We start from the raw sequence: 19,731 nt of genomic DNA, 5'->3' as shown, positions 1-19,731 counted from the left end.
CCTGCAATCATCATCCCCTCACTTCAGCGAGTTGGGCCAGCTTTTCCAGCGAGAAGATGCCCTCTGTTCCACGCTCATTGGCAGGGATGAGAAAGGTCACCTCTATCGTCTGGGCATCATCAGGACTGCAGCCCCGTTTTCCACCGGAAAAGCCGCCGCATCCACCGGCACCGTCACCGGATACAGCAGGGCGCGCCCCACCATGCCCGCACGGGACCTCGCCATCCAGGGCAGTTCGACCGCTCCGGCGGCGGTCACGTAGCGGTCTCCCGGCCCAGGTTTGTAGCCGAGGGTGCAGGTCATCACCTCCGGGCCTGGTCCCCGCTTCTCCACGTGCAGGCCCAGTACTAGCTGTGTGGGCAGGCCCAGGTCCTGGGAAAAATGCGTCTCTCGGTTGATCACCTCAGAATTTCCATCAAAGACGCCCGTCAGCATCACCAGGGTCACGCTTTGGGCATGGGAGCCTGAATTGGCAGCCGACGGCAGGATGGCCACCTGGGCATCTCCACGGCGAGTGCGCCCAGGGTTCTTGGGAAATCGGATCGTCAGATGATGGCCGGACTCCAGGAGATCTATCACTCTCAGGTTCCAGTGGTCATTCTCACTCCACAGCAGCCCCTGGCACCCTGCCAGCCAACCAGGGCGAAACTCTTGCTCGGGCTCCTTGGCCTCCCGCATCCCCTGCGTATTTTTGCGGGTCAGGCTGCAACCCGTCAGTCCCAGCAGGTACCCCAGCGCCAAGGTCAGGACGATCAGGACTTTTTCGTGAAGGCGAAATTCGCGGCGTGAATAGAGATTCATATCCGCTCATGCGGATTCCCGCCGCCCATCGGATCACTCTTGGATGGAAAGTGGGGCTTCAGATCTGGGGCAGGCAAGAGCGCGCCTCCCACGCCTGCCGTTCCATCTCCTGCTGCTGTGCCGCCTTACGGCTGGTACAGTTCGCCCCAAAGGTGCATACCACCCCAAGCGCCAGGAGTGGCCAGATACGCAGCATCCGGCTTGGCAAGAAACGTAGAAAAGAATTCATGGCAGAAGATCATGCGTCTTTTCCTCGCCGGAAAGATCATTTTCACTCCCAAAAAGCAGGTCCGTCACTGGCAGGATGGATTTCGCCTGCCGGGGCGTCTTTGAGGGACTGGTTGACGTAGCCATTGGGGGCAGGTTTATTTTTCCACATGAGAGCTTTTTTATGCCTGGGTCTTTTGGCGGGGCTGCTGCCAATGGCGGCGGTGGCGGAGCTGGCGCTGGAAGTGCCGGTGATCGAGCTGAAGCCGAAGCCGGAGGATGAATCCATCACGACGACGTTTGTGTTCCATAACAAGGGGACAAAACCGGTAAAGGTGCTTGATATCGAAAGCGCGTGCAGTTGCCTGAGTGCATCGCTGGACAAGGCGGTGTATGCCCCTGGCGAGATGGGCACGGGAAAGGCCGAGTTTAAGGTGTCGAGCTTCGTCGGCAGGCATGAAAAGACCGTGCATGTGCGCACGGATGATCCGGCGCAGGCGGAGTGGGTGATCCCGTTTGTCCTGGAGGTGCCGGAGGTGATCCGGATCGAGCCGAAGACATTGCAGTGGTGGTTGGGAGATGAGACCTCCCCGAAGACGACGCGGGTGACGATGACAGGCAGCGGACCCATGAAAATCAAGGCCATCACTTCCACGCGGGAGAATGTCGAGTTTAGCTGGAAGGAGATCGAGCCAGGCCGGGTCTATGAGGTGACGCTGCGTCCGAAGTCCACGGGAGAGGTGATGCTGGGGGCGTTAAGGATCGAGACAGACAGCACCATTCCGAAATACCAGCGGCAGATGGCGTTTTTCTCCGTGTATCGGAAACCGGAGTCGCAGCAGCCATGAGGTCTCCCTGGATCCAGGCTTTGATGTTGTTGATGCTGGCGGTAGGTGCGGCGGGGGTGACCCAGGCGCTGCACCCGCGGGCACCGGCACTCTATGTCAGCGATGCCCCCAGGGCAGCGGATGAGGTGAATCTCAAAGACATCCAGGAACGCTGGCAGGGGAAGGTGCTGTGGATTGATGCGCGGCCTGCGGAGGTGTTTGAAAAAGGGCACATTCCGGGGGCGATGCTGCTGAATGAGCAGGGATTCATGGAGCAGTCACTGGCGTTGCTGGATGTGCTGCAGACGACGACTCTGCCGGTGATCATTTACTGCGGCGGAGAGAAGTGTGAGGCGAGCCGGGAGGTGAAGCGGCGGCTGCTGGAGGTGGTGCCGCTGGATGAGTGCTATGTGCTGAAAGGGGGCTGGCCAGCCTGGGTGGCGGGCCAGAAGTGAGGAGGCATTTTTGACTGACTATGACACCGATGCTGCCGCTGCATGAGGCCCACAGTTACCGCGCGCTGATGCGCCGCTGGCGCGAGCTGGCACGGCGGCTGGGGGTGCGATTGCAGACGCTGGCGGTGGTGGAGGATCTTCCCGTGTGCTGGCTGGAGACCGGGGCCAAGGGGGCGATGGCGGGGGAGGCAGCCGTGTATCTTTCCTCCGGCGTGCATGGGGATGAGCCTGGGGCTGCCTGGGGGCTGCTGGTGTGGGCGGAGGAAAATGTGGATCGGCTGCGGGCGGGACGCTTTTTGATTTTTCCCTGTCTGAATCCGCATGGGCTGCAGCGCAATACGCGGGTAGACCATCTGGGGCAGGATCTGAACCGGCGATTTCACGTGGCGGAAGATGCGGTGTGCGGGCCGTGGCGGCAGGTGGTGGCGGGGCGGCGGCTGGCTGTGGGCCTGTGCCTGCATGAAGACTATGACGGCCAGGGCTGCTATGTCTATGAACTGGGAAGGCGGGGACGGCCACGGCTGGCACCGGACATGCTGGCGGGAGTGCGGGCGATCCCGCCAGATGGGCGGCGGCGCATTGATGAAAGCCGGGCGGCAGGCGGGGTGATCCACAAGAGCCGGGTGCCGAAGCATTTGCCAGGGATGCCGGAAGCCGTGGTACTGCATGAACTGGGCTGCGGGCTGACGCTGACGTTTGAAACGCCGTCGGAATTTGGTCTGGATGTGCGGGTGAGGGCGCAGGTAGAGTTTGTGAATGCGGTCTTGTCAGGCATGTGCATTGCAGGGAATACTGGGGAATGACCAACCTTGTCTGCCGGTGGCTGGCGCTGTCCGCGCTGGGGCTGGTGTTATTTTTAGCGTCCTGTTCGTCCATGCCCACTGGGCAGGCGCGGCCGGAACTGCGACCAGGCGGCTGGGTGAGCTATGACGGCAAGGTGATGCCGTGGCAGGAATGGCCGGCGGCTGCGGGCCTGAAACCGCGCGGGGTGGTGATTGCGGTGCATGGGCTCAGCGGGGCGGCCTCGGACTTTTGGTTCATCGGTGACAAGCTGCCAGCGCAGGGCTATGCGGTGTATGCCTATGACCTGCGCGGGCAGGGAAAGGACCCGGTGAAGGAGGAGCGTGGGGACATCGGCTCGGCCCGGCAGTGGATGCGGGATCTGGAGGCCTTTCACCTGCTGGTGCGAAAGCGGCATCCCGGGGTGCCGGTGTTTTGGTATGGGGAGAGCCTGGGCAGCCTGATCTGCCTGCACACAGCAGCCAGCCGACTGAATGACCGGCAGGATCCGGCGGGGATTGTGCTGGCTTCGCCAGTGGCGGGGCTGCGAGTGACGGTTTCCGGCTTCCGGCGGTTTTTGCTGGAAACGGCTGCCACGCTGTCACCCCGGTCACGCTATTCGTTAGGCGATCTGGCGGGGGTGGATGAGAAGAAGATCCAGGTGACAAGCGAGACGACGCATGGGGCGCAGATGGCCGTGACGGAGCATCACATCAACAGCTTCACGCTGCGCCTGCTGACGGAGATCGGGCGGCTGCTGGATGCGAATCCGGATGCGGCGAAGCGGCTGCGGATGCCGGTGCTGTTTTTGGCCTCGCCCAATGATGTGCTGTCTTCGCCGGACCAGGTGCAGGGGTTGTTCAGCCAGGTGCGGTCGCCGAAGAAACGGCTGCTGTGGTACACGCGGAGCTATCACCTGCTGCTGCACGATGTGCAGAAGGCTGAGGTGACAGCGGACTTGGTGCGCTGGTTGGACCGGAAGGGCCGCTGAGGGTGGCTTGAAGAGTCTCGATTTTTATCCGCGCTTTTTGTTAGGTATGCCTGCACTGTCTCTGCTTTCCACTTTCCGCATTTCTGCTTTCAACTCAAGGCTGCGGGAGCAAGTCGGGTGAGCTCCTGAGGGAGAGGGGAGTGGAAGGTGAGTTCGCGCTCGTCGGTGGGATGGAGGAGGGTGAGGTGGCTGGCGTGGAGAGCGATGCGTTTGACGGGGTCGGTCTTGGCCCCGTATTTTTCGTCGCCAACGATGGGATGGCCGATGGAGGCGAGCTGGACACGGATCTGGTGGCGGCGGCCAGTTTCTAGGGTCACCTCCAGGAGGCTGCGGCCATAGGCGGTGCCGAGGAGACTGTAGTGGGTGGTGGCCTGGCGGGCGGTGGGACTGGCGTGGGCGGTAGAAAAGACGCGGTGAGGCTGGGTCTCGTCGATGTAAGTGGTGATCTTGCCTTCAGCATTCGGGACGATGCCTTCGACGATGGCGAGGTAGCGTTTGTCCATGCGGTGCCAGTTTTCCTGGAGCCAGGTTTTGGCGTCTTCGGTCTTTGCGAGGACGAGGAGGCCGGAGGTTTCGCGGTCTAGGCGATGGACGATCCACAGGCGGTCGGTGCGGCCATGGGTGCTTTCGCGGAGGTAGTCGGTGAGGATGCGGAAGGCGGTTTTGTCGCGCTCCGTGTCGGTGGCGATGGTGAGAAGGCCGGTGGGCTTGCGGATGACGAGGATTTCATCGTCTTCGTGGACGATGCTCAGTCCGGCAGGCAGCGGGGTGGTCTTGGGAGGGGCCTTTTGGGGCTGGATGCTGACGACGTCGCCGGGCTGCAGGAGGTGATCGTGCTGCGTGATGGGGCGGCCGTTGACACGGACGGAATCAAACCGCAGCCACTGCTTGATTTTGGTGCGTTTGACCTCAGGCCAGTGGGCGATGAGGAAGGGAAGGAGGGGGGCGTTTTCGCGGGCGGTGTGGGATGTCATTCTCCGGTTTTTCTGACGAGGCGGAATTGGCGCTGATATTTCAGCGGTGTGATGCCGACGTGGCGGTGGAAGTGCTGGGTGAAGCTGCTTTGGTCGCAAAAGCCGAGGGCGGTGGCGACCTCGATGATCTGGGCGTCTTCGTGCTGGAGGGCATCGCAGGCGGCCTGGATGCGTAGTTTCATAATGAAGGTCTGGGGGCTGACGCCGAAGGTTTCAACGAATTTGCGATGAAGCTGCCGGGTGGAAAGGTGGACCATGGAGGCGAGCTCCTCAACAGTGATGCGCTCGCGGAAGTGCTCGCGGATGTAGGTGAGGGCGCGCTCGATCTGGTGATAGGGGTGGACGGTCTGGGAGGCGTGGCTGTAGCTCTGGGTGGTGCCCATGATACCGATGACGCGGCCCTGGCGATCGCGGACGGGGAGCTTGTTGGTGATGAACCAATCGGGGATGCCCTGGGAGTTGAAGAAGAGTTCGACGAGGTTGAGCCGGGCCTCGCCGGTGGTGAGGACCTGCTGGTCGTCACGGCGGAAGTTTTCAGCGAGGCGGATGGGGAAGAGGTCAAAGTCTTCTTTGCCGATGAGGTCGGTCTCATGCTGGAAGCCGAGGGATTCGACGAAGTGCTGGTTGGCGCAGACAATCTGGTAACGGCTGTTTTTGGCAAAAAAGGAGATGCCAGGCAGGTGATCAAGCAGGCGGTAGAACTGGCTCTCCGGGGCGAGGGCGCGGAGAAAGCGGTCGCGGAGGTTTTGGGGGCTGCTGGGCGGCATGGGACTCAGTCCTCCATCAGCTTGATGGCGAGGGCGCGCATGGTCTGCCGATAGGTGGTGTGGTCGAGGCGGTCGAAGGCTTCGTCGAGATTCCGCAGGATGCGGAGGAGGATGGCCTCCGTGCTGGCGGGGGTGCGGACGACTTCTTCGATGGAGGGATTGGCCGCAGGATGGTGGCGGGCGACATCGCCGGAGAGCATGAAGCGTCCGCGGTTGAAGCAATCCACCAGCCAGGTCTGGCCGGCGTGCTGGACCTGGGCGAGGAAGTGGCCGGGGAAGTTGCAGCCGTGGATCTCAATGCCGAAGCGCTGGCCTAACAAACGGTAGAGACAGCAGAGGCTGATGGGATTGCCCAGGCCGGTTTCCAGCACCCAGAGGAGGTTGCTGTTGCTGGGGGTGTAGTAGTCTTTGCTGTTGCCGCGAAAGCGGGTGGCGCCGTTGCGCATGGTGAAGAGCCAGTCGGCGAGTTCGCGGGCATCCATGCGGCCTTGTTCATGGAAGGCTTCTTCGGCGAGGACATCCAGGCGGCGGGCGAGCTCCCCAGGCTGGGTGCGCCAGCTATGAAGGTAGGCGGAGATCTGGGCGATGCCTTCTTCGAGCTGGGTGGTGGGATTGTCGAGCCAGCGCCAGCGCATCCAGGTTTCTTCCAGCTCCACCCGGCGGGCGGGCTCCAGGAGGCGGCTCATGTGGCTTTCTTCGCTCTCGGTGAGCGGGCGGTCCATGAGGGCGAGCCGCTCCGGCAGGTCCTGGCGGATGCTCCAGAGCTCTTTTTGGACGGCTTCCTGGACGACCTGAGAGTCATCGTCCAGAAGGGAGATGAGGTGATCGAGTTTGGTGAGTCCGGGCATGGGGATTGTTTTAGCAGAGTGGGGGATGGGGGGAAAGGGCGAAGAGGAGTGAAAAGCAGAAATGGAAAGAATCAGCCGGAAGAGAAGTGATCCATTTTTGGGTTTCTTTGTGCGAGAAATTTAAGTAATGTTGATTAAATGGCTTTTCCCCCCCTTTTTCGCCGTTGGGTCGTGTGGGTGTTTTGGCTGGGTTTTGTGGCCCAGGCGCAGGCGCTTTCCTTTAGCACAGTGATCCTGGATGCGGGGCATGGGGGCCATGATGGCGGGGCGGCATGGCATGGGCTGGTGGAGAAGCGGCTGTGCCTGGATGTGGCCCAGCGGGTGGAGCGGATCCTGAAAGCACGTGGAGTGCGGGTGGTGATGACGCGGCGGACGGATGCCTTTGTGGCGCTGGATGCACGGGCACAGGTGGCTAACCGGTATTCGAGGTCGGTCTTTGTGAGTATCCATTTCAATGCGAACCGGAAGACGAGCATCCATGGAATGGAAGGGTACTACCGGAGTGCGGCGGGGAAGACGCTGGCGCGAAGTGTTTTGCGCAGCATGGACCGCCGGGTGACGGGGACAAACCGGGGCGTGTTTAACCGAAATTTTAAGGTGCTGCGAAGCACAAAGATGCCCGCGACGGTGATCGAGTGCGGGTACCTGAGCAACCGCACGGAGGCGAAGCGCTGCGGCAGTGTGGCGCACCGGCAGGCGATCGCCGAGGGCATCGCAGCCGGGATCATGGCGACTCGGGGATAGGGCGGCGAGTGAAGCCGCTTTGACGGCAGCTTGACCTTTGACGCTGCGCCACCCTTCTTGCACGAGTTCATAAATGATGGATGAGTAGGCCCCTATGGAAGAGATGACTCAACTGGTGGTGCGGGTGACGCCCAATGCACGCAAGTCTGAGCTTGCAGGCTGGGGCATGGATGAAAAGGGGAGATCCGTGCTGCTGATGAAACTGGGCGCACCGCCTGTGGATGGGAAGGCGAATGCGGAACTGGTGGCCTTTTTAGCAAAGACTCTGGGCTGTGCAAAGAGCGAGGTGACGCTCGTGCGCGGAGAGGGCAGCCGACAAAAGACGGTGGCACTGCCGCTGAGGGCCTATGAACGGTTGCCGGCCAAATGACGGGGCGTTTTCGCCTAACAGAAAGTGTAGATGATTCGGGGCTCGCTGGCCATTTGCAGGGTCTTGACTGTTGACGTTCTTGACCCTCCTCCTCACTCCGGCAGAGTAATGGAGAGATCGGCGGCTTTGATGACGGGCATGGGGCGGTAGAGAAAGTCGAGGTCGTCAAAGTGCCACCATTCGCCCGGCAGGGCCTTGAAACCGGCGGCGGTCATTGCGTCATGAAGGAGGGTGACGTGGCGGCGGAGGGTGGGATCTGCCGGGAGATGATGACTGGCGGTGTGGGGAAGGTCTTCATCGAAGCGGGTGGGCATGGGCAGTTCGCGCCCTTCCCGATCCACCAGGGTGGCATCGACCGAAATGCCGCCGCAGTGGCGGGACCAGCCGCGGGCGGGGTCGAGGAAGAGTCCGGTGCGGGCACCCCGGCTGTAGAGGCGCTGGTGGACCTCGGTGGGGCGCCAGGCGTCCCAGATTTTCAGGCCATAGCCCTGGGCGCGGAGGCGGGACTGAGCTTTTTTGAGCTTTTGTGCGGTGGAGGCGCGGAGGAGGCAGGGCATGTCTGCCGGGTAAAGCGGACGGCGTGTAATATTGTCCGAGGTGGCGTAGCGGAGATCAATGACGAGGCTGGGGATGGTGCGGCGGAGAACCACCAGGCCCTTGCGCGGAGGCGGGCTGGAAGTGCAGGCTGTGAGGAGGAGGCCGAGGGCCAGGAAAAACAGACGGGCGGGGGGCATCCGGCAAGTGATTGACATTGTGGTTTTTTTGCTTCCTCTGGAGCGGATGGCAAGGCAAGTTTCGCCTCGGCTGACTTTCCTACTTTTTGCCCGATGATGCGTTACCAGATCCTCAATGCCCTGCTGCACTTTTTGTTCTTCTTCATCGGGGCGGGCATCGGCTCGTTTTTGAATGTGGTGATCTACCGACTGCCCCGGAACATTTCGGTGAACAATCCACGGCGGTCTTTTTGCCCGAGCTGCCAGTACCAGATCCCCTGGTATCACAACATCCCGCTGGTGAGCTGGGTGCTGCTGCGCGGGCGCTGCGGGAACTGCGGTACGGGGATTTCACCGCGCTACCTGGGGGTGGAGCTGTTCACGGCGCTGATGTTCTATGCGGTGTTTTGGACCTTTAAAGGAGACTGGGCGACGATCCCCTTTTGGGGGCCTCAGGTGCTGTGCCTATGGGTGCTGATGAGCCTGCTGATCGCCGGGACGTTCATTGACATTGAGCATTATCTGCTGCCTGCGGAGATCACCTTTTACGGGACCATCGCAGGGGTGCTGGCCTCGGTGTGGGTGCCGGGCCTGCAAGCGCAAGAGGTGTGGTGGATGGGGGGGCTGATGTCCCTGGCCAGTGCGGCGGTGGGATTTGGCGGGCTGCGCCTGGTGGTGGAATTGGGCAAGCTGGCCTTTGGGCGAAAGAAGGTGGCGTTTGAAAAACCGGAGGACTGGTCCGTCACGCAGCCTGTGGAGACGGAGCCGCCGATCGTGACGATGGGGGAAGACAAGATCGAGTGGGCGGACCTTTTTGGCATGCAGCGGCCAACGGACCGCCTGGTGGTGGTGTGCCCAAAATTGCAGGTGAATGATCAGAACTTCCAGGAAGTGACGGTGGAGCTGTATGTCGAGACAATGAAGGTGCTGGGGAAGGACGGGAAGGTGGAAACCTATGACCTGGAAAATGTGACCCGCCTGGTGGGGACAGCCTCCAGTGTACAAATCCCGCGCGAGGCGATGGGCCTGGGGGATGTGCATTTCATGATGATGATCGGCGCCTTTCTCGGGTGGCAGGCGGTGCTGTTCACCATCTTTGCCGCGAGTGTGCTGGGCACGCTGATTTCGGGCCTGACACGGCTGACAGGCCGTGCGCAGTGGGGCAAGTATCTGCCCTTTGGCCCCTATCTGGCGGCGGGCGCGGTTCTCTGGGTGTTTTATGGGCCACAGGTGGTGGCCTGGTATCTGATGCAGGTGACCGGACGCGGAGCTGATTATTGAGTAAAGCTCCGGCCTTGAAGAAAGAGGGAAGCACACTGTCCAGCGCGGATTGCGAAGGACAGTGGCTTGACCAAGCTTGACGGCCTTTCTACTTCGGAAGCGGCACCTGCGAAGGGTGCATGAGGTAGGCGATGAGGTCGCGGACCTGGTCCGGTTGAAACGCCATGAGCAGGCCCTCGGGCATCATGGAGACGGGGGAGGTGTCCTGCTTGGTGATCTCGCTTTTCTCCACGGTGGTCTCTTCCGTCATGAGACGGAGGGTGAGGGTGCGGTCGTTTTGGCGGGCGATCACACCGCTGAGGACGCGGCCGTCTTTGAGGGTGAGCATGCTCATGCGGTAGTCAGCACTGACGACGCCGCTGGGGTCCACGATGTTTTCGAGGAGGTAGTCCAGGTTGGACCGGCCAGAGCCGGTGAGGTCGGGTCCCACTTTGCCGCCTTCTCCATACATGACGTGGCAGGCAGCACAGATTTGATACATGGTGCGGCCTTTGCTGAGATCGGCCTTGGCGAGGACATCGGGCGTGAGCTTGGCCTTGAGCTCTTCGATGAGTTTGGCCTTGTCGCCTGCCGAGTCGCGGAGCTCGCCCCAGACTTCAGTGAGACTCTTGGTTAGGCTTTCGTTATTGAGGCCGCGGATCTGGCGGGCGTGGAAGGCGGAGAGATCCGTGCGGGGGATTTTGCCAGCAGCGATCTGGTTCAGCAGAGCCTTGGCAAAAGTGGGGCGGGAGACGAGGGCGGCGATGATGGTGGGGCGATCCTCGGGGCTGAATTGGCGGTAGCTGGTGGCCAGTTTTTGACCGATGGCCGGGTCGTCAAATTGGGTGAGGCCTTGGGCGGCGAGGCCATTGAGGCCACGGGTCTGGAGGAGTTTTTCACAGACTCTGCGGAGGTCCTCCGGGCGGGCATCAATCAGGGTCTTGAGGGCGGCGATGCGGTTTTCCAGCGGGGCCTTGTCATTGAGGGCGAGGGCCTTGACTTCGTCCAGCGCACGGCCATCGCCAAAGAGGGTAGAGAGCTCGCGGATGGCGGGTGCAAAGGAGGTGGAATAAATGGCTTCATCTTTGGGGAATGAAGCGACAAAAGCATCCCAGGCTTCGGGTTTGGGAGCTTTGCGCCAGCCTTGGAAGGCTTCGCCCAGACCTTGGAGGATGGCGCTGCGGTGGGCTGGGCTGCGGGTGGCGGCATCAGTCAGCAGGGCATTGAGGGGAGCCGGGTTCTTTTCCAGACGGCCTGCGAGGTTGCGGGTGATCCAGCGGGTGGTCTCGGGCCACTGGCTGTCTTTGGCCACGGTGACGAGAGCCTGGGGATCGCTGTCACCCAGGGGGATGAGGCCATACCAGACAAGGGAGGGGAGGAACTTGTCTTCGGCGTCTCCCTCATGCTTCACCAGGGCTCGGGCCAGCGCGGCGCGGTGTTTCAGCGGCAGTCGCTGAAGGGTGCTGGCGAGGGTGAGGCGGATGGCGCTGGACGGATCGCTTGCGGCGATGCTAACCAACGATGTGTAAATGGATTCGTCAAAGGCGCTTGCGGCGTCAGCTCCGGCGGGGCGCTGGCTTTTGAGCGTGTCCAGCGGCCAGTGGTCGGTCAGGAGACGGATGGCCCAGGCGCGAACGTATTCGTTTTCGTTCTTCAGAAGGGTTTGCAGGAGGGCGGGGGTGGTCTTGCCTGCCTGGTATTGTTTCCAGAGGGTTGGCAATTTTCCTTCACCGATGAGGCAGCGGGGATAAAGGGCGGGCTGGGGAGCGGCTGGTTTCCCATAACTGATTTTGAAAATGCGCCCGCTGGTGCGATGCACGCCGGTGGAGTCATGGCATTCGCCCGTGTCGCTCCAGTCGAGGAGGTAGCCGCTGCCATCGGGGCCGGTGCTGATCTCGATGCCGCGGAACCATTCGTCCTCGGTGAGGAAGACATCGGGTTCGTGTTTGCCGACGTATCCCGAGCCATGGCGCTCAAGCCGCTCCACATTGGCACGGCGGCCATGCATGTTGAGGGTGAAAAGTTTGTCGCGGTACTGGTTAGGCCATTGGTCGGCCTGATAGATCATCATGCCGATGTGGGCATGGCCGCCGCCGAGGTCGTTGGCCTTGCCGTCGCGGCTGTCCTGCCAGGAGCCGGAGGTGTCGAAGTGATAGTGGTCGGCGATGGTGTCCAGCCGATGATAGACACCGGGGTTGAGAGAAGGGGAGGTGTCGTGCAGGTGGGCGCCGGGCATGAGGTGCCAGAGGTGGCCGGTGACGGTGTTGATGAAAAACAGCTCGCCATTTTTGTCCCAGTCGTGGCCCCAAGGATTGGTGGTGCCGTGGGTGAGAACTTCGACGGTTTTCCGCTGCGGATGGAAGCGCCAGATGCCGCCCTTCATGGGAATGCGCTCAGCCTCGGGGGTGCCGGGCACGCCCAGGCTGGCGGGGCAGGAGTGGCCGCAGCGGCCATAGAGCCAGCCATCAGGCCCCCAGCGCAGGCCATTGGCGAAGTTGTGGTAGTTGTCCTTCGCCACGGTGAAACCATCGATCATGACCTGCGGCGGGCCATCGGGGATGTCATCGCCATTGGCATCGGGAATGAAGAGGACCTGGGGCGGGCACATGAGCCAGACACCGCCGTGGCCTACCTCCACACTGGTCAGCATCTGGACATCGTCGGCGAAGACCTTGCGGGTCTCGGCCACACCGTCATTGTCCTTGTCTTCCAGGATGATGACGCGGTCACGCAGGGCGAGGTCGAAGCGTTTGCTGCGCTCTGCATACGTGTAGTTTTCGGCCACCCACATGCGGCCTTTGGCATCCCAGGCCATGGCGACCGGGTTTTGCACATCAGGCTCAGCGGCAAAGAGAGTGGCTTGGAAGCCTTCGGGCAGTTTCAGTTTTGCCAGGGCCTGCTGCGGGGTGGGGGGCTGGGCGTCACCGGGGTCGCTGTTATAGACTTTGGGGAAGTCGGCCAGGAGGGCACAAGGAAGGGCGAGGAGCAGGGGGATGAAACGCATGGGGGGCTGAGAGGCATAAAAAGATGGAAGCGTGTGACAATGCTGACAAGAGGATACGCAGCATGAAGGCAGCTTTCCTTCTTGCTACTGATCAAAGTCTCCGCTGGGATAGTCAAAACCAACTATGAAAATCACTTTCTGTGGCGCGGCTGGAACGACAACGGGGTCCAAGCATCTGATCGAAATCAATGGCGCACGCATCCTGCTGGATTGCGGCCTGTATCAGGGACGGCGGAAGGAGGCGATGGAACGGAACGCGGACTTTCCTTTTGATCCGGCCAAGGTGGACTGTGTGGTGCTTTCGCATGCACACATTGATCACGCGGGGAATCTGCCTCATCTGTACCGGAAGGGCTTCACCGGAAACATCTATTCCACACCGGCCACGCGAGATCTCTGCAGCATCATGCTGCCGGATGCGGCGCACATTCATGAGAGCGACATCGCGTGGCTTAACAAGCATCGCAAGCGCGATGATCTGCCGCTTCTGGTGCCGAACTACACGAAGCTGGATGCCGAGGAGGTGCTGCACCAGTTTGTAACCGTTGGTTATGGGCGGCCCATGCACATTGCCGATGGGGTGACGATGACCTTCATTGATGCTGGGCACATCCTGGGCAGTGCGCAGGTGGTGCTGGACCTAGAGGACCATTTGACGAAAAGGAAGTGCCGTCTGCTGTTCAGCGGGGATGTGGGGCGCCCGGGCAATGATCTCTTAAACGGGGCCACGCCCTGCGCGGATGTGGACTATGTGATCATGGAGAGCACGTATGGTGGGAGGCACCATGAACTGGCCGCACAGACGTCTGAGCACATCTGCCACCTGATCCGCGAGATCCATGAGCGGGGCGCGCGGATGATCATCCCGGCCTTTGCGGTGGAGCGCACGCAGCAACTGCTATACACGCTGGACAAACTGCGTGCGGAGAACTGCTTTCCCCCAGTGCCGGTGTATGTGGACAGTCCGCTAGCGGTGCGGGCCACGGAGATCTTTCGCCTGCACATTGAGGACCTGAAGCCTGAGGTGAGGAATGCGGTGTTCATGCGGGATGATCCTTTTGGCTTTGAGGGGCTGCGGCTGGTGCGGAGTGTGGATGAATCGAAGTCGCTGAACCTGCTGAAGGGACCCGCAGTGATCATCTCGGCCTCGGGTATGGCGGAAAGCGGGCGCATCTTGCACCACCTGCGCAACAATGTGGGCGGAGCGCAAAACATCCTTTTGTTCGTAGGCTACTGCGCGGAAAACACCCTGGGGTGGAAGCTGCGCAGTGGGCACAAAAAGGTGAATATCCTGGGCGATGAATTCACGGTGCGGGCGGAGATCGAAACCTTGGATTCCTTCTCGGGCCATGCGGATCATGAGGAACTGCTGGCCTACTTTGACCGCATCAGCGGGCCCAAGCGCCGGGTCTTTCTGGTGCACGGAGAGCGGGAGCGGTCCGAAGTGCTGCGCGAGGCCCTAGCGGCCCGCCATCCGGATGGGACGGTGGAGGTGGCGAACCTCATGCAGACGGTGGAGCTGTAAGGACGAAGTGTGAAGCCGTTCTGGACGGGCGAACTCTGGTAAGACCACCGGATTGAAACTTGTCAGGGTAGGGCACACTTTCTCCGGATCATATTTCTTAGATGGGTTTTTTGAGGTTTGAATCTCTTTGGCTAGATGGAGAGACTGCACCCGTTGATCCAGCTTTCTGGTGCCCGTGGGCTAAACTCCTTGGTTGCGAAATGGCCGGGGCGCGCCTTCTTGCGCGCCCCGTATGAGCAGCGAGCAGCGTAAAGCGTTTCCTTTTTCTGAGTTTGAGCCGAAGTGGCAGTCCGAGTGGGATGCCAGGCAGGCTTTCCGTACCCCGAACCCTGGGGATGCGGACTTTGATGCTACCAAGCCGAAGTATTACGTGCTCGACATGTTCCCATACCCCAGCGGCGCTGGCCTGCATGTGGGGCACCCAGAAGGCTACACGGCCACGGACATCATCGGCCGCTACAAGAAGATGACGGGGCACAACGTGCTGCACCCCATGGGCTGGGATGCCTTTGGCCTGCCAGCGGAGCAGTATGCCATCAAGACCGGCCAACACCCACGCGTGACGACGGAGGCGAACATCGAAGGCTTCCGCGGTCAGTTGAAGCGCCTGGGTTTTGCCTATGACTGGAGCCGTGAGGTGAACACCACCGATCCGGGTTACTTCAAGTGGACCCAGTGGATTTTTGTGAAGCTGTACAACAGCTATGTGAATGCCGAAGGCAAGGCCGCGCCGATCAGCGAACTGGAGGCTCAGGGCCTGAGCAAGGCCGAGCTGGATGCCCGCCGTCTGGCCTACGTGAGTGAGGCCCCGGTGAACTGGTGCCCAGGTCTGGGCACGGTGCTGGCGAATGAAGAAGTGGTGGATGGCAAGAGCGAGGTGGGCGGCTTCCCGGTGGAGCGTCGCCCCATGCGCCAGTGGATGCTGCGCATCACCGCCTTCGCCCAGCGCCTGATCGATGAACTGGACGGCCTGGACTGGCCAGAAAGCATCCGCCTGCTGCAGCGCAACTGGATCGGCCGCAGCGAAGGTGCTGAGGTGAAGTTTGCCCTGGTGGGCAGCGAGCAGACGGTGACGGTTTTTACCACGCGCCCAGACACGTTGTTTGGCGCGACCTACATGGTCATCGCACCGGAGCATCCGTTGGTTGAGGTGATTTCGACACCAGAACAGAAGGACGCCGTGGCCGCCTATCAGAAGAGTGTGGGCTCGAAGTCTGACCTGGAGCGCACCGAGCTTGCTAAGGACAAGACGGGCGTCTTCACGGGTGGCTTTGCTATCAATCCGGTCAATGGCGAGAAGATCCCGGTCTGGATCGCCGACTATGTGATGATGGGCTATGGTACCGGTGCCATCATGGCCGTGCCTGCGCATGATGAGCGGGACTGGGAGTTCGCGACGAAATTCCATCTGCCGATCCGTGAGGTGGTAGCCGCTGCACCCAAGCTGAGTGGTGAAGGCAGCTCCGTATGCGAAATGGAGCCTGCCGCTTGTTTTGCAAATGAAGGATTCGCCGTGAATTCTGGCTTTCTGGATGGCCTGTCCACCACAGATGCGAAGAAGAAAATGGCCACTTGGCTGGAAGAAAAAGGCCTGGGCAAAGGCATGGTGAACTACAAGCTGCGCGACTGGCTGTTCAGCCGTCAGCGGTATTGGGGCGAGCCCTTTCCCATCGTGTGGGAAAATGGTGAGCATCGTTCCATCCCGGAGACAGAGCTGCCGCTGCTGCCGCCGACGCTGGAAGACTTCAAGCCTACGGGCACGCCTGAACCGCCGCTGTCGAAGGCAACGGACTGGGTGAAGTATTCCGAAACGGCGACTCGTGAGCTGAACACGATGCCGCAGTGGGCGGGATCGTGCTGGTACTACCTGCGCTATTGCGATGCGCAGAATAACCAACGATTCGTCAGCGAAGAGGCCGAGAAATACTGGATGGGCGGTGGCAAGCCGGGCGGTGTAGATCTGTACGTCGGCGGCACTGAGCACGCCGTGCTGCACCTGCTGTATGCGCGCTTTTGGCACAAGGTGCTGTTTGACCTGGGTTTTGTGAGCACGCCGGAGCCCTTCCAGCGTCTGGTGAACCAGGGACTGATCATGGGTGAGGACGGGCAGAAGATGTCCAAGAGCCGCGGCAACGTGGTGAACCCGGATGATGTGGTGCGCGAGTATGGCGCGGATGCACTGCGCCTTTATGAGATGTTCATGGGCCCACTCGAGCAGGTGAAGCCGTGGAGCATGAAGGGCGTGGAGGGCGTGTATCGCTTCCTGGCCCGCGTGTGGCGTCTGGTGATGGAACAGAATGCGGAAGGCGTGTGGAGCATCTCCAGCGCGCTACAAGATGTGCCTGCGGACAAAGCCGTGACGAAGGTGCTGCACGAGACCATCAAGAAATGCGGCGAGGACATCGAGAAGCTGAGCTTCAACACGGCCATCGCACAGATGATGGTGTGCACCAATGCCTTCACCGCAGCCCCAGCGAAGCCTGTGCGTGAAATTGTGACCTTCCTGAAGGTGCTGGGCCCTTTTGCCCCGCATCTGGCGGAGGAGCTGAATTCACGCATCGCGGGGGCCTTCCCTGAGGTTGCCGTGAAGAGCCTGCTGAGCGATGAAACTTGGCCGGTCTATGATCCTGCGGCCCTGGTGGAGGACGAAGTCGAAATCGTCTTCCAGGTGAATGGGAAGCTGCGTGACAAAGCCCGCGTGGCCATTCAGGCCACCAAGGAAGAGATCGAAAAGATCGCCCTCGCCAGTCCGCGTGTGCAGGAGTTCATGGAAGGCAAACCGGTGCGCAAGCTGATCGTGGTGCCTGGCAAGTTGGTGAACATCGTGGTCTAAGCCCGATGATTTTTAAAGCCGTGCTTCCACCAGGGAGCACGGCTTTTTTGTTTATGAAAGGTGGGACGTTGCGCATCTTGGAAGCTTCGTGTGGGGCGGCAGCTCTTCATGGAGCGCGGGCGTCCCGCCTGCCGTTTTCTGCGTCTCGCGGAAAACCGTTCTGGCGGCTCGTCCCCGCTTAAAGCTGAGTGGTGAGGGGAACGTTTTCGCTGAGCTGATCGTCCGAAGTCCACATCTGTTTGTCCGGACCGGCGGAGCGGATCGTCATCTGCCAGGCGCTCTCAGGATGGAAACGGTAGGGCGTGCCGTAGCGGTCGAGTAGCTCTCCATCCGGGCTGATGGAGGGGTGGGTTTTGGGCAGGACGGCGATGCCTTTGGGATTCTCCCCCTGAAGGCGGCGGACGATTTCGTCATTCAGTTCTCCGGTGGGCATGGCTCCAAAGGAGCGGCGGAATTCTTCAAGGAGGGTGGTGACTGTCTGAACGTCGTCAAAGAGGGTTTCGTTTTTGGGGTAGCTGGCGTTGCCATACTTCGGGTTAGGTGTGCCTTCAGGGGCTGGCAGCGCATCGACGATTTCGATGACGGGAAGGGGATGGATAGTGCCCTTGGGCGTGGTGGCGTAGAGATGGATGCCGTCGGGACTGTCAATCGGGGGCGGCGGCATAGGGGGGCGCAGCGGGCCGCAAAAGGCGGGCTCGATAGGCCCCTGGGTGGCGGCGCGCTCGGCCAGGAAGTCACGGGAATTGGCTTCGGGTTCCCCGGCCATCCACCAGGCGAGAGCGAGGAGCGTCACCAGGACGAGGGCGAAACCGAGATGTGGGAGAGGTTTCATGGAGCGTTAAAGCGAGCGAGAAAGGCTAAGCTGTGACTTGTCCAGTCACCGCACTTTGCAGGTATCGGGATAGATTGTTCCATACCAAGAAGGCCCAGCCCCCTTTGACAAGGGCTGGGCCAGGATGTGGGCGTCTGGGGTTACACGGTGAAGTCAACGAAGCTTAACTCGGGCGGGATGGTGAGGGAGTTTTGGAATCGGCCCAGGTTTGGGAAGATGTCATTGATGTTGGCTCCAGTGACGCCGGGGACGTAGCTGGTGCCTTGGCTCATGAACCATTTGGCAATGACGGAGGCGTATTGGTCCACTGCGTGGGTGGGGATCCAGCGGCCACGGTTGCTGTCCACATCCTGTCCGGTGGCCCGGGCGAGATCGGGGAAGTTACCGTAAACGTTTTGGCCGATGACGGGGCCGCCCATGACGATCTGGTGACCGCCCCAGCCGTGGTCGGTGCCGGAGGCGGCGATGCCCCCATTGGGCTGGAGCGTGCGGGCAAAGTCGGAATGGGTGAAGAGGAGGGTGTCATTCCAGAGGTTGCCACTGCCTTCGGCGGCGGTGATGGCGGCGATGGCATCCTTGAAGCCTTTGAGCGCTTTGTCGAGATTGCCCATGAGGTTGGCGTGATCCGTGAGCTGGTTTTGGTGAGTGTCAAAACCGCCCATGCTGACGAAGAAGATCTGCCGGTTGTTCTCCAGGGCGGCCCGGCCTTGCATGAGGCGGGCCACCATTTTGAGCTGATTGGCCACATCAGGCAAAGTCGTGACACCCGGAAAGGCGGCGGCGAAGGCAGCATCAATGGCGGCTGTCGAGGAGCCAAGGGATGCGCCAACGACGGCTTCATTGTCTCGGGCGCGTTTCATGACGTCGTTGTAGCCTTCCTCGAGGTGGTGCTGATAATGGCTTTCGTTTTCGCCTAACTCCAAGCGTGTTAACTTGGTGATGGTGTCGAGCGCTTTGAGCGTATTGCCTGAGTTGTTGGCGGCATACTGCACCGGGCTGACGCCATAGTTGGCGGAGTTGCCATAAGTGCCCGTGTTATAGACGGGATTGGTGGTGGCGTTATAGCCGGAAAGACCGACGACACCGCCCGTGCTGACGGCGTATTGCACCACGCTGCTGCCCACCTGGAAGGAGTTTTGGCCGGCGATGGAGATGTTCATCGAGACCTTGCTCGTCGGGTTGCTGATGGCGTTCAGCAGCTCGGCAGTGCGGCCACCCCAGCCGTTTTGAAAGGGTTTGTCAGGGATGCTGCTCTGCCACTGAAGCTGCTGATCGCTGTGGGAAAAGAGCTGTGGCGGCACGGGTGTGGTTCTCGGAACGGCCACGTATTGAGCGCGGGTGATGGGCTGGACTAGGGTTCCTACATTGGCAACAAAGGCGAGGTCGCCACTGTTAAACATGCCCTGGGTGTGGGTCATGTTCGGGTGAAGGCCGAAGCCGCTGGCGCTGGCCTGATTGAACCCCCCGGCGGGAGCCGTGAGGGGCAGCGCAGCGCTGGTGCTGATGTGCAGCGGATGGGTGATAGGCCGCGCTGTATCATAGTTGGTTCGCGCGGTTCCGGCAGTGGGCACCAGCATGTTGTTGGCGTCGTTGCCTCCGTAAAGGAAGAGGCAGACGATAGCCTTGTAATCCGTGGGGGCACTCTGGGCCATCGCGCTCTGGACGAGGCGGAGATGGGCCAGGGTATTGACCACGGAGGTGACGCCAAGGCTGGCGCAGGCGGAGCGGCAGAGGAAGTTCCGCCGGGTATCGAAGTGATCTTGATGCTTGCGATTTTTCATAAAGGTCAAGTGGTTCGGG

General features: G+C 61.1%; 17 protein-coding genes. 9 read left to right on the top strand and 8 right to left on the bottom strand.

Translation table 11 applies throughout. The features are described 5' to 3' along the window. Positions 1 to 102: 102 nt before the first annotated feature. A complete protein-coding gene (locus tag ABEB25_RS16945; RefSeq protein WP_345737618.1) occupies positions 103 to 801 on the bottom strand; it encodes a hypothetical protein in 699 nt (232 codons plus the stop codon). Between the two features lie 377 nt (positions 802 to 1,178). On the opposite strand from ABEB25_RS16945, the gene ABEB25_RS16940 reads away from it, so the two are divergent. The 4 genes from ABEB25_RS16940 to ABEB25_RS16925 all read left to right on the top strand — a co-directional run bounded on the left by ABEB25_RS16940 (position 1,179) and on the right by ABEB25_RS16925 (position 4,061). Next, on the top strand, positions 1,179 to 1,856 hold the full coding sequence (locus tag ABEB25_RS16940; RefSeq protein WP_345737617.1) for a DUF1573 domain-containing protein: 678 nt from the start codon (positions 1,179 to 1,181) through the stop codon (positions 1,854 to 1,856). Beyond that, a complete protein-coding gene (locus ABEB25_RS16935; RefSeq protein WP_345737616.1) occupies positions 1,853 to 2,290 on the top strand; it encodes a rhodanese-like domain-containing protein in 438 nt (145 codons plus the stop codon). The genes ABEB25_RS16940 and ABEB25_RS16935 overlap by 4 nt, the downstream gene beginning before the upstream one ends. Positions 2,291 to 2,310: 20 nt before the next feature. After that, complete coding sequence (locus tag ABEB25_RS16930; protein WP_345737614.1) at positions 2,311 to 3,093, top strand: M14 family metallopeptidase; 783 nt, start codon at positions 2,311 to 2,313, stop codon at positions 3,091 to 3,093. Positions 3,094 to 3,164: 71 nt separating this feature from the next. Further along, entirely contained in the window at positions 3,165 to 4,061 is an 897-nt protein-coding gene (locus tag ABEB25_RS16925) for an alpha/beta fold hydrolase (RefSeq protein ID WP_345737613.1), read from the top strand. Positions 4,062 to 4,150: 89 nt separating this feature from the next. Here ABEB25_RS16925 and ABEB25_RS16920 read toward each other — a convergent pair whose 3' ends face one another. The 3 genes from ABEB25_RS16920 to ABEB25_RS16910 are packed head-to-tail and all read right to left on the bottom strand — an operon-like array spanning position 4,151 to position 6,650. Then, positions 4,151 to 5,035: an RluA family pseudouridine synthase gene (locus ABEB25_RS16920; RefSeq protein ID WP_345737612.1), complete on the bottom strand. Its 885-nt coding sequence runs from the start codon at positions 5,033 to 5,035 to the stop codon at positions 4,151 to 4,153. Next, positions 5,032 to 5,802, bottom strand: a complete 771-nt coding sequence (locus ABEB25_RS16915) for an AraC family transcriptional regulator (RefSeq protein WP_345737611.1) — start codon at positions 5,800 to 5,802, stop codon at positions 5,032 to 5,034. Before ABEB25_RS16915 ends, ABEB25_RS16920 begins: the two co-directional genes overlap by 4 nt. A gap of 5 nt (positions 5,803 to 5,807) precedes the next feature. Further along, entirely contained in the window at positions 5,808 to 6,650 is an 843-nt protein-coding gene (locus ABEB25_RS16910; protein ID WP_345737610.1) for a transglutaminase-like domain-containing protein, read from the bottom strand. Between the two features lie 138 nt (positions 6,651 to 6,788). Between ABEB25_RS16910 and ABEB25_RS16905 the strand changes: the two genes are divergently transcribed. Both ABEB25_RS16905 and ABEB25_RS16900 read left to right on the top strand, forming a co-directional pair. Continuing rightward, positions 6,789 to 7,394 (top strand): N-acetylmuramoyl-L-alanine amidase family protein, encoded by a 606-nt coding sequence (locus ABEB25_RS16905; protein WP_345737609.1) that lies wholly within the window; start codon positions 6,789 to 6,791, stop codon positions 7,392 to 7,394. Between the two features lie 94 nt (positions 7,395 to 7,488). Then, positions 7,489 to 7,764: a DUF167 domain-containing protein gene (locus ABEB25_RS16900; RefSeq protein WP_345737608.1), complete on the top strand. Its 276-nt coding sequence runs from the start codon at positions 7,489 to 7,491 to the stop codon at positions 7,762 to 7,764. Between the two features lie 92 nt (positions 7,765 to 7,856). On the opposite strand, the gene ABEB25_RS16895 is transcribed toward ABEB25_RS16900, so the two are convergent. After that, positions 7,857 to 8,498: a M15 family metallopeptidase gene (locus ABEB25_RS16895; protein ID WP_345737607.1), complete on the bottom strand. Its 642-nt coding sequence runs from the start codon at positions 8,496 to 8,498 to the stop codon at positions 7,857 to 7,859. Between the two features lie 93 nt (positions 8,499 to 8,591). Here ABEB25_RS16895 and ABEB25_RS16890 point away from each other — a divergent pair, with 93 nt between their 5' ends. Continuing rightward, the gene (locus ABEB25_RS16890) at positions 8,592 to 9,758 is read left to right on the top strand and encodes a prepilin peptidase (RefSeq protein WP_345737606.1); all 1,167 of its coding nucleotides are present in this window, start codon (positions 8,592 to 8,594) and stop codon (positions 9,756 to 9,758) included. An 88-nt stretch (positions 9,759 to 9,846) separates the two neighbouring features. On the opposite strand, the gene ABEB25_RS16885 is transcribed toward ABEB25_RS16890, so the two are convergent. After that, on the bottom strand, positions 9,847 to 12,741 hold the full coding sequence (locus ABEB25_RS16885) for a PVC-type heme-binding CxxCH protein (RefSeq protein ID WP_345737605.1): 2,895 nt from the start codon (positions 12,739 to 12,741) through the stop codon (positions 9,847 to 9,849). 124 nt (positions 12,742 to 12,865) lie between these two features. Here ABEB25_RS16885 and ABEB25_RS16880 point away from each other — a divergent pair, with 124 nt between their 5' ends. Together ABEB25_RS16880 and leuS are read left to right on the top strand one after the other, a co-directional pair. Then, a complete protein-coding gene (locus tag ABEB25_RS16880) occupies positions 12,866 to 14,266 on the top strand; it encodes an MBL fold metallo-hydrolase RNA specificity domain-containing protein (RefSeq protein ID WP_345737604.1) in 1,401 nt (466 codons plus the stop codon). Between the two features lie 232 nt (positions 14,267 to 14,498). Then, positions 14,499 to 17,099 (top strand): leucine--tRNA ligase, encoded by a 2,601-nt coding sequence (gene leuS / locus ABEB25_RS16875; protein WP_345737602.1) that lies wholly within the window; start codon positions 14,499 to 14,501, stop codon positions 17,097 to 17,099. A 178-nt stretch (positions 17,100 to 17,277) separates the two neighbouring features. Here leuS and ABEB25_RS16870 read toward each other — a convergent pair whose 3' ends face one another. Next, positions 17,278 to 17,931, bottom strand: a complete 654-nt coding sequence (locus tag ABEB25_RS16870; RefSeq protein WP_345737601.1) for a hypothetical protein — start codon at positions 17,929 to 17,931, stop codon at positions 17,278 to 17,280. Between the two features lie 140 nt (positions 17,932 to 18,071). Continuing rightward, complete coding sequence (locus tag ABEB25_RS16865) at positions 18,072 to 19,712, bottom strand: DUF1501 domain-containing protein (RefSeq protein ID WP_345737600.1); 1,641 nt, start codon at positions 19,710 to 19,712, stop codon at positions 18,072 to 18,074. Positions 19,713 to 19,731: the final 19 nt, after the last annotated feature.

The organism is Prosthecobacter algae, from assembly GCF_039542385.1.
Classification (GTDB): domain Bacteria; phylum Verrucomicrobiota; class Verrucomicrobiia; order Verrucomicrobiales; family Verrucomicrobiaceae; genus Prosthecobacter; species Prosthecobacter algae.
Note: the sequence above shows the minus strand (reverse complement) of the source record. Positions and strands in the feature narration are given on the sequence as shown.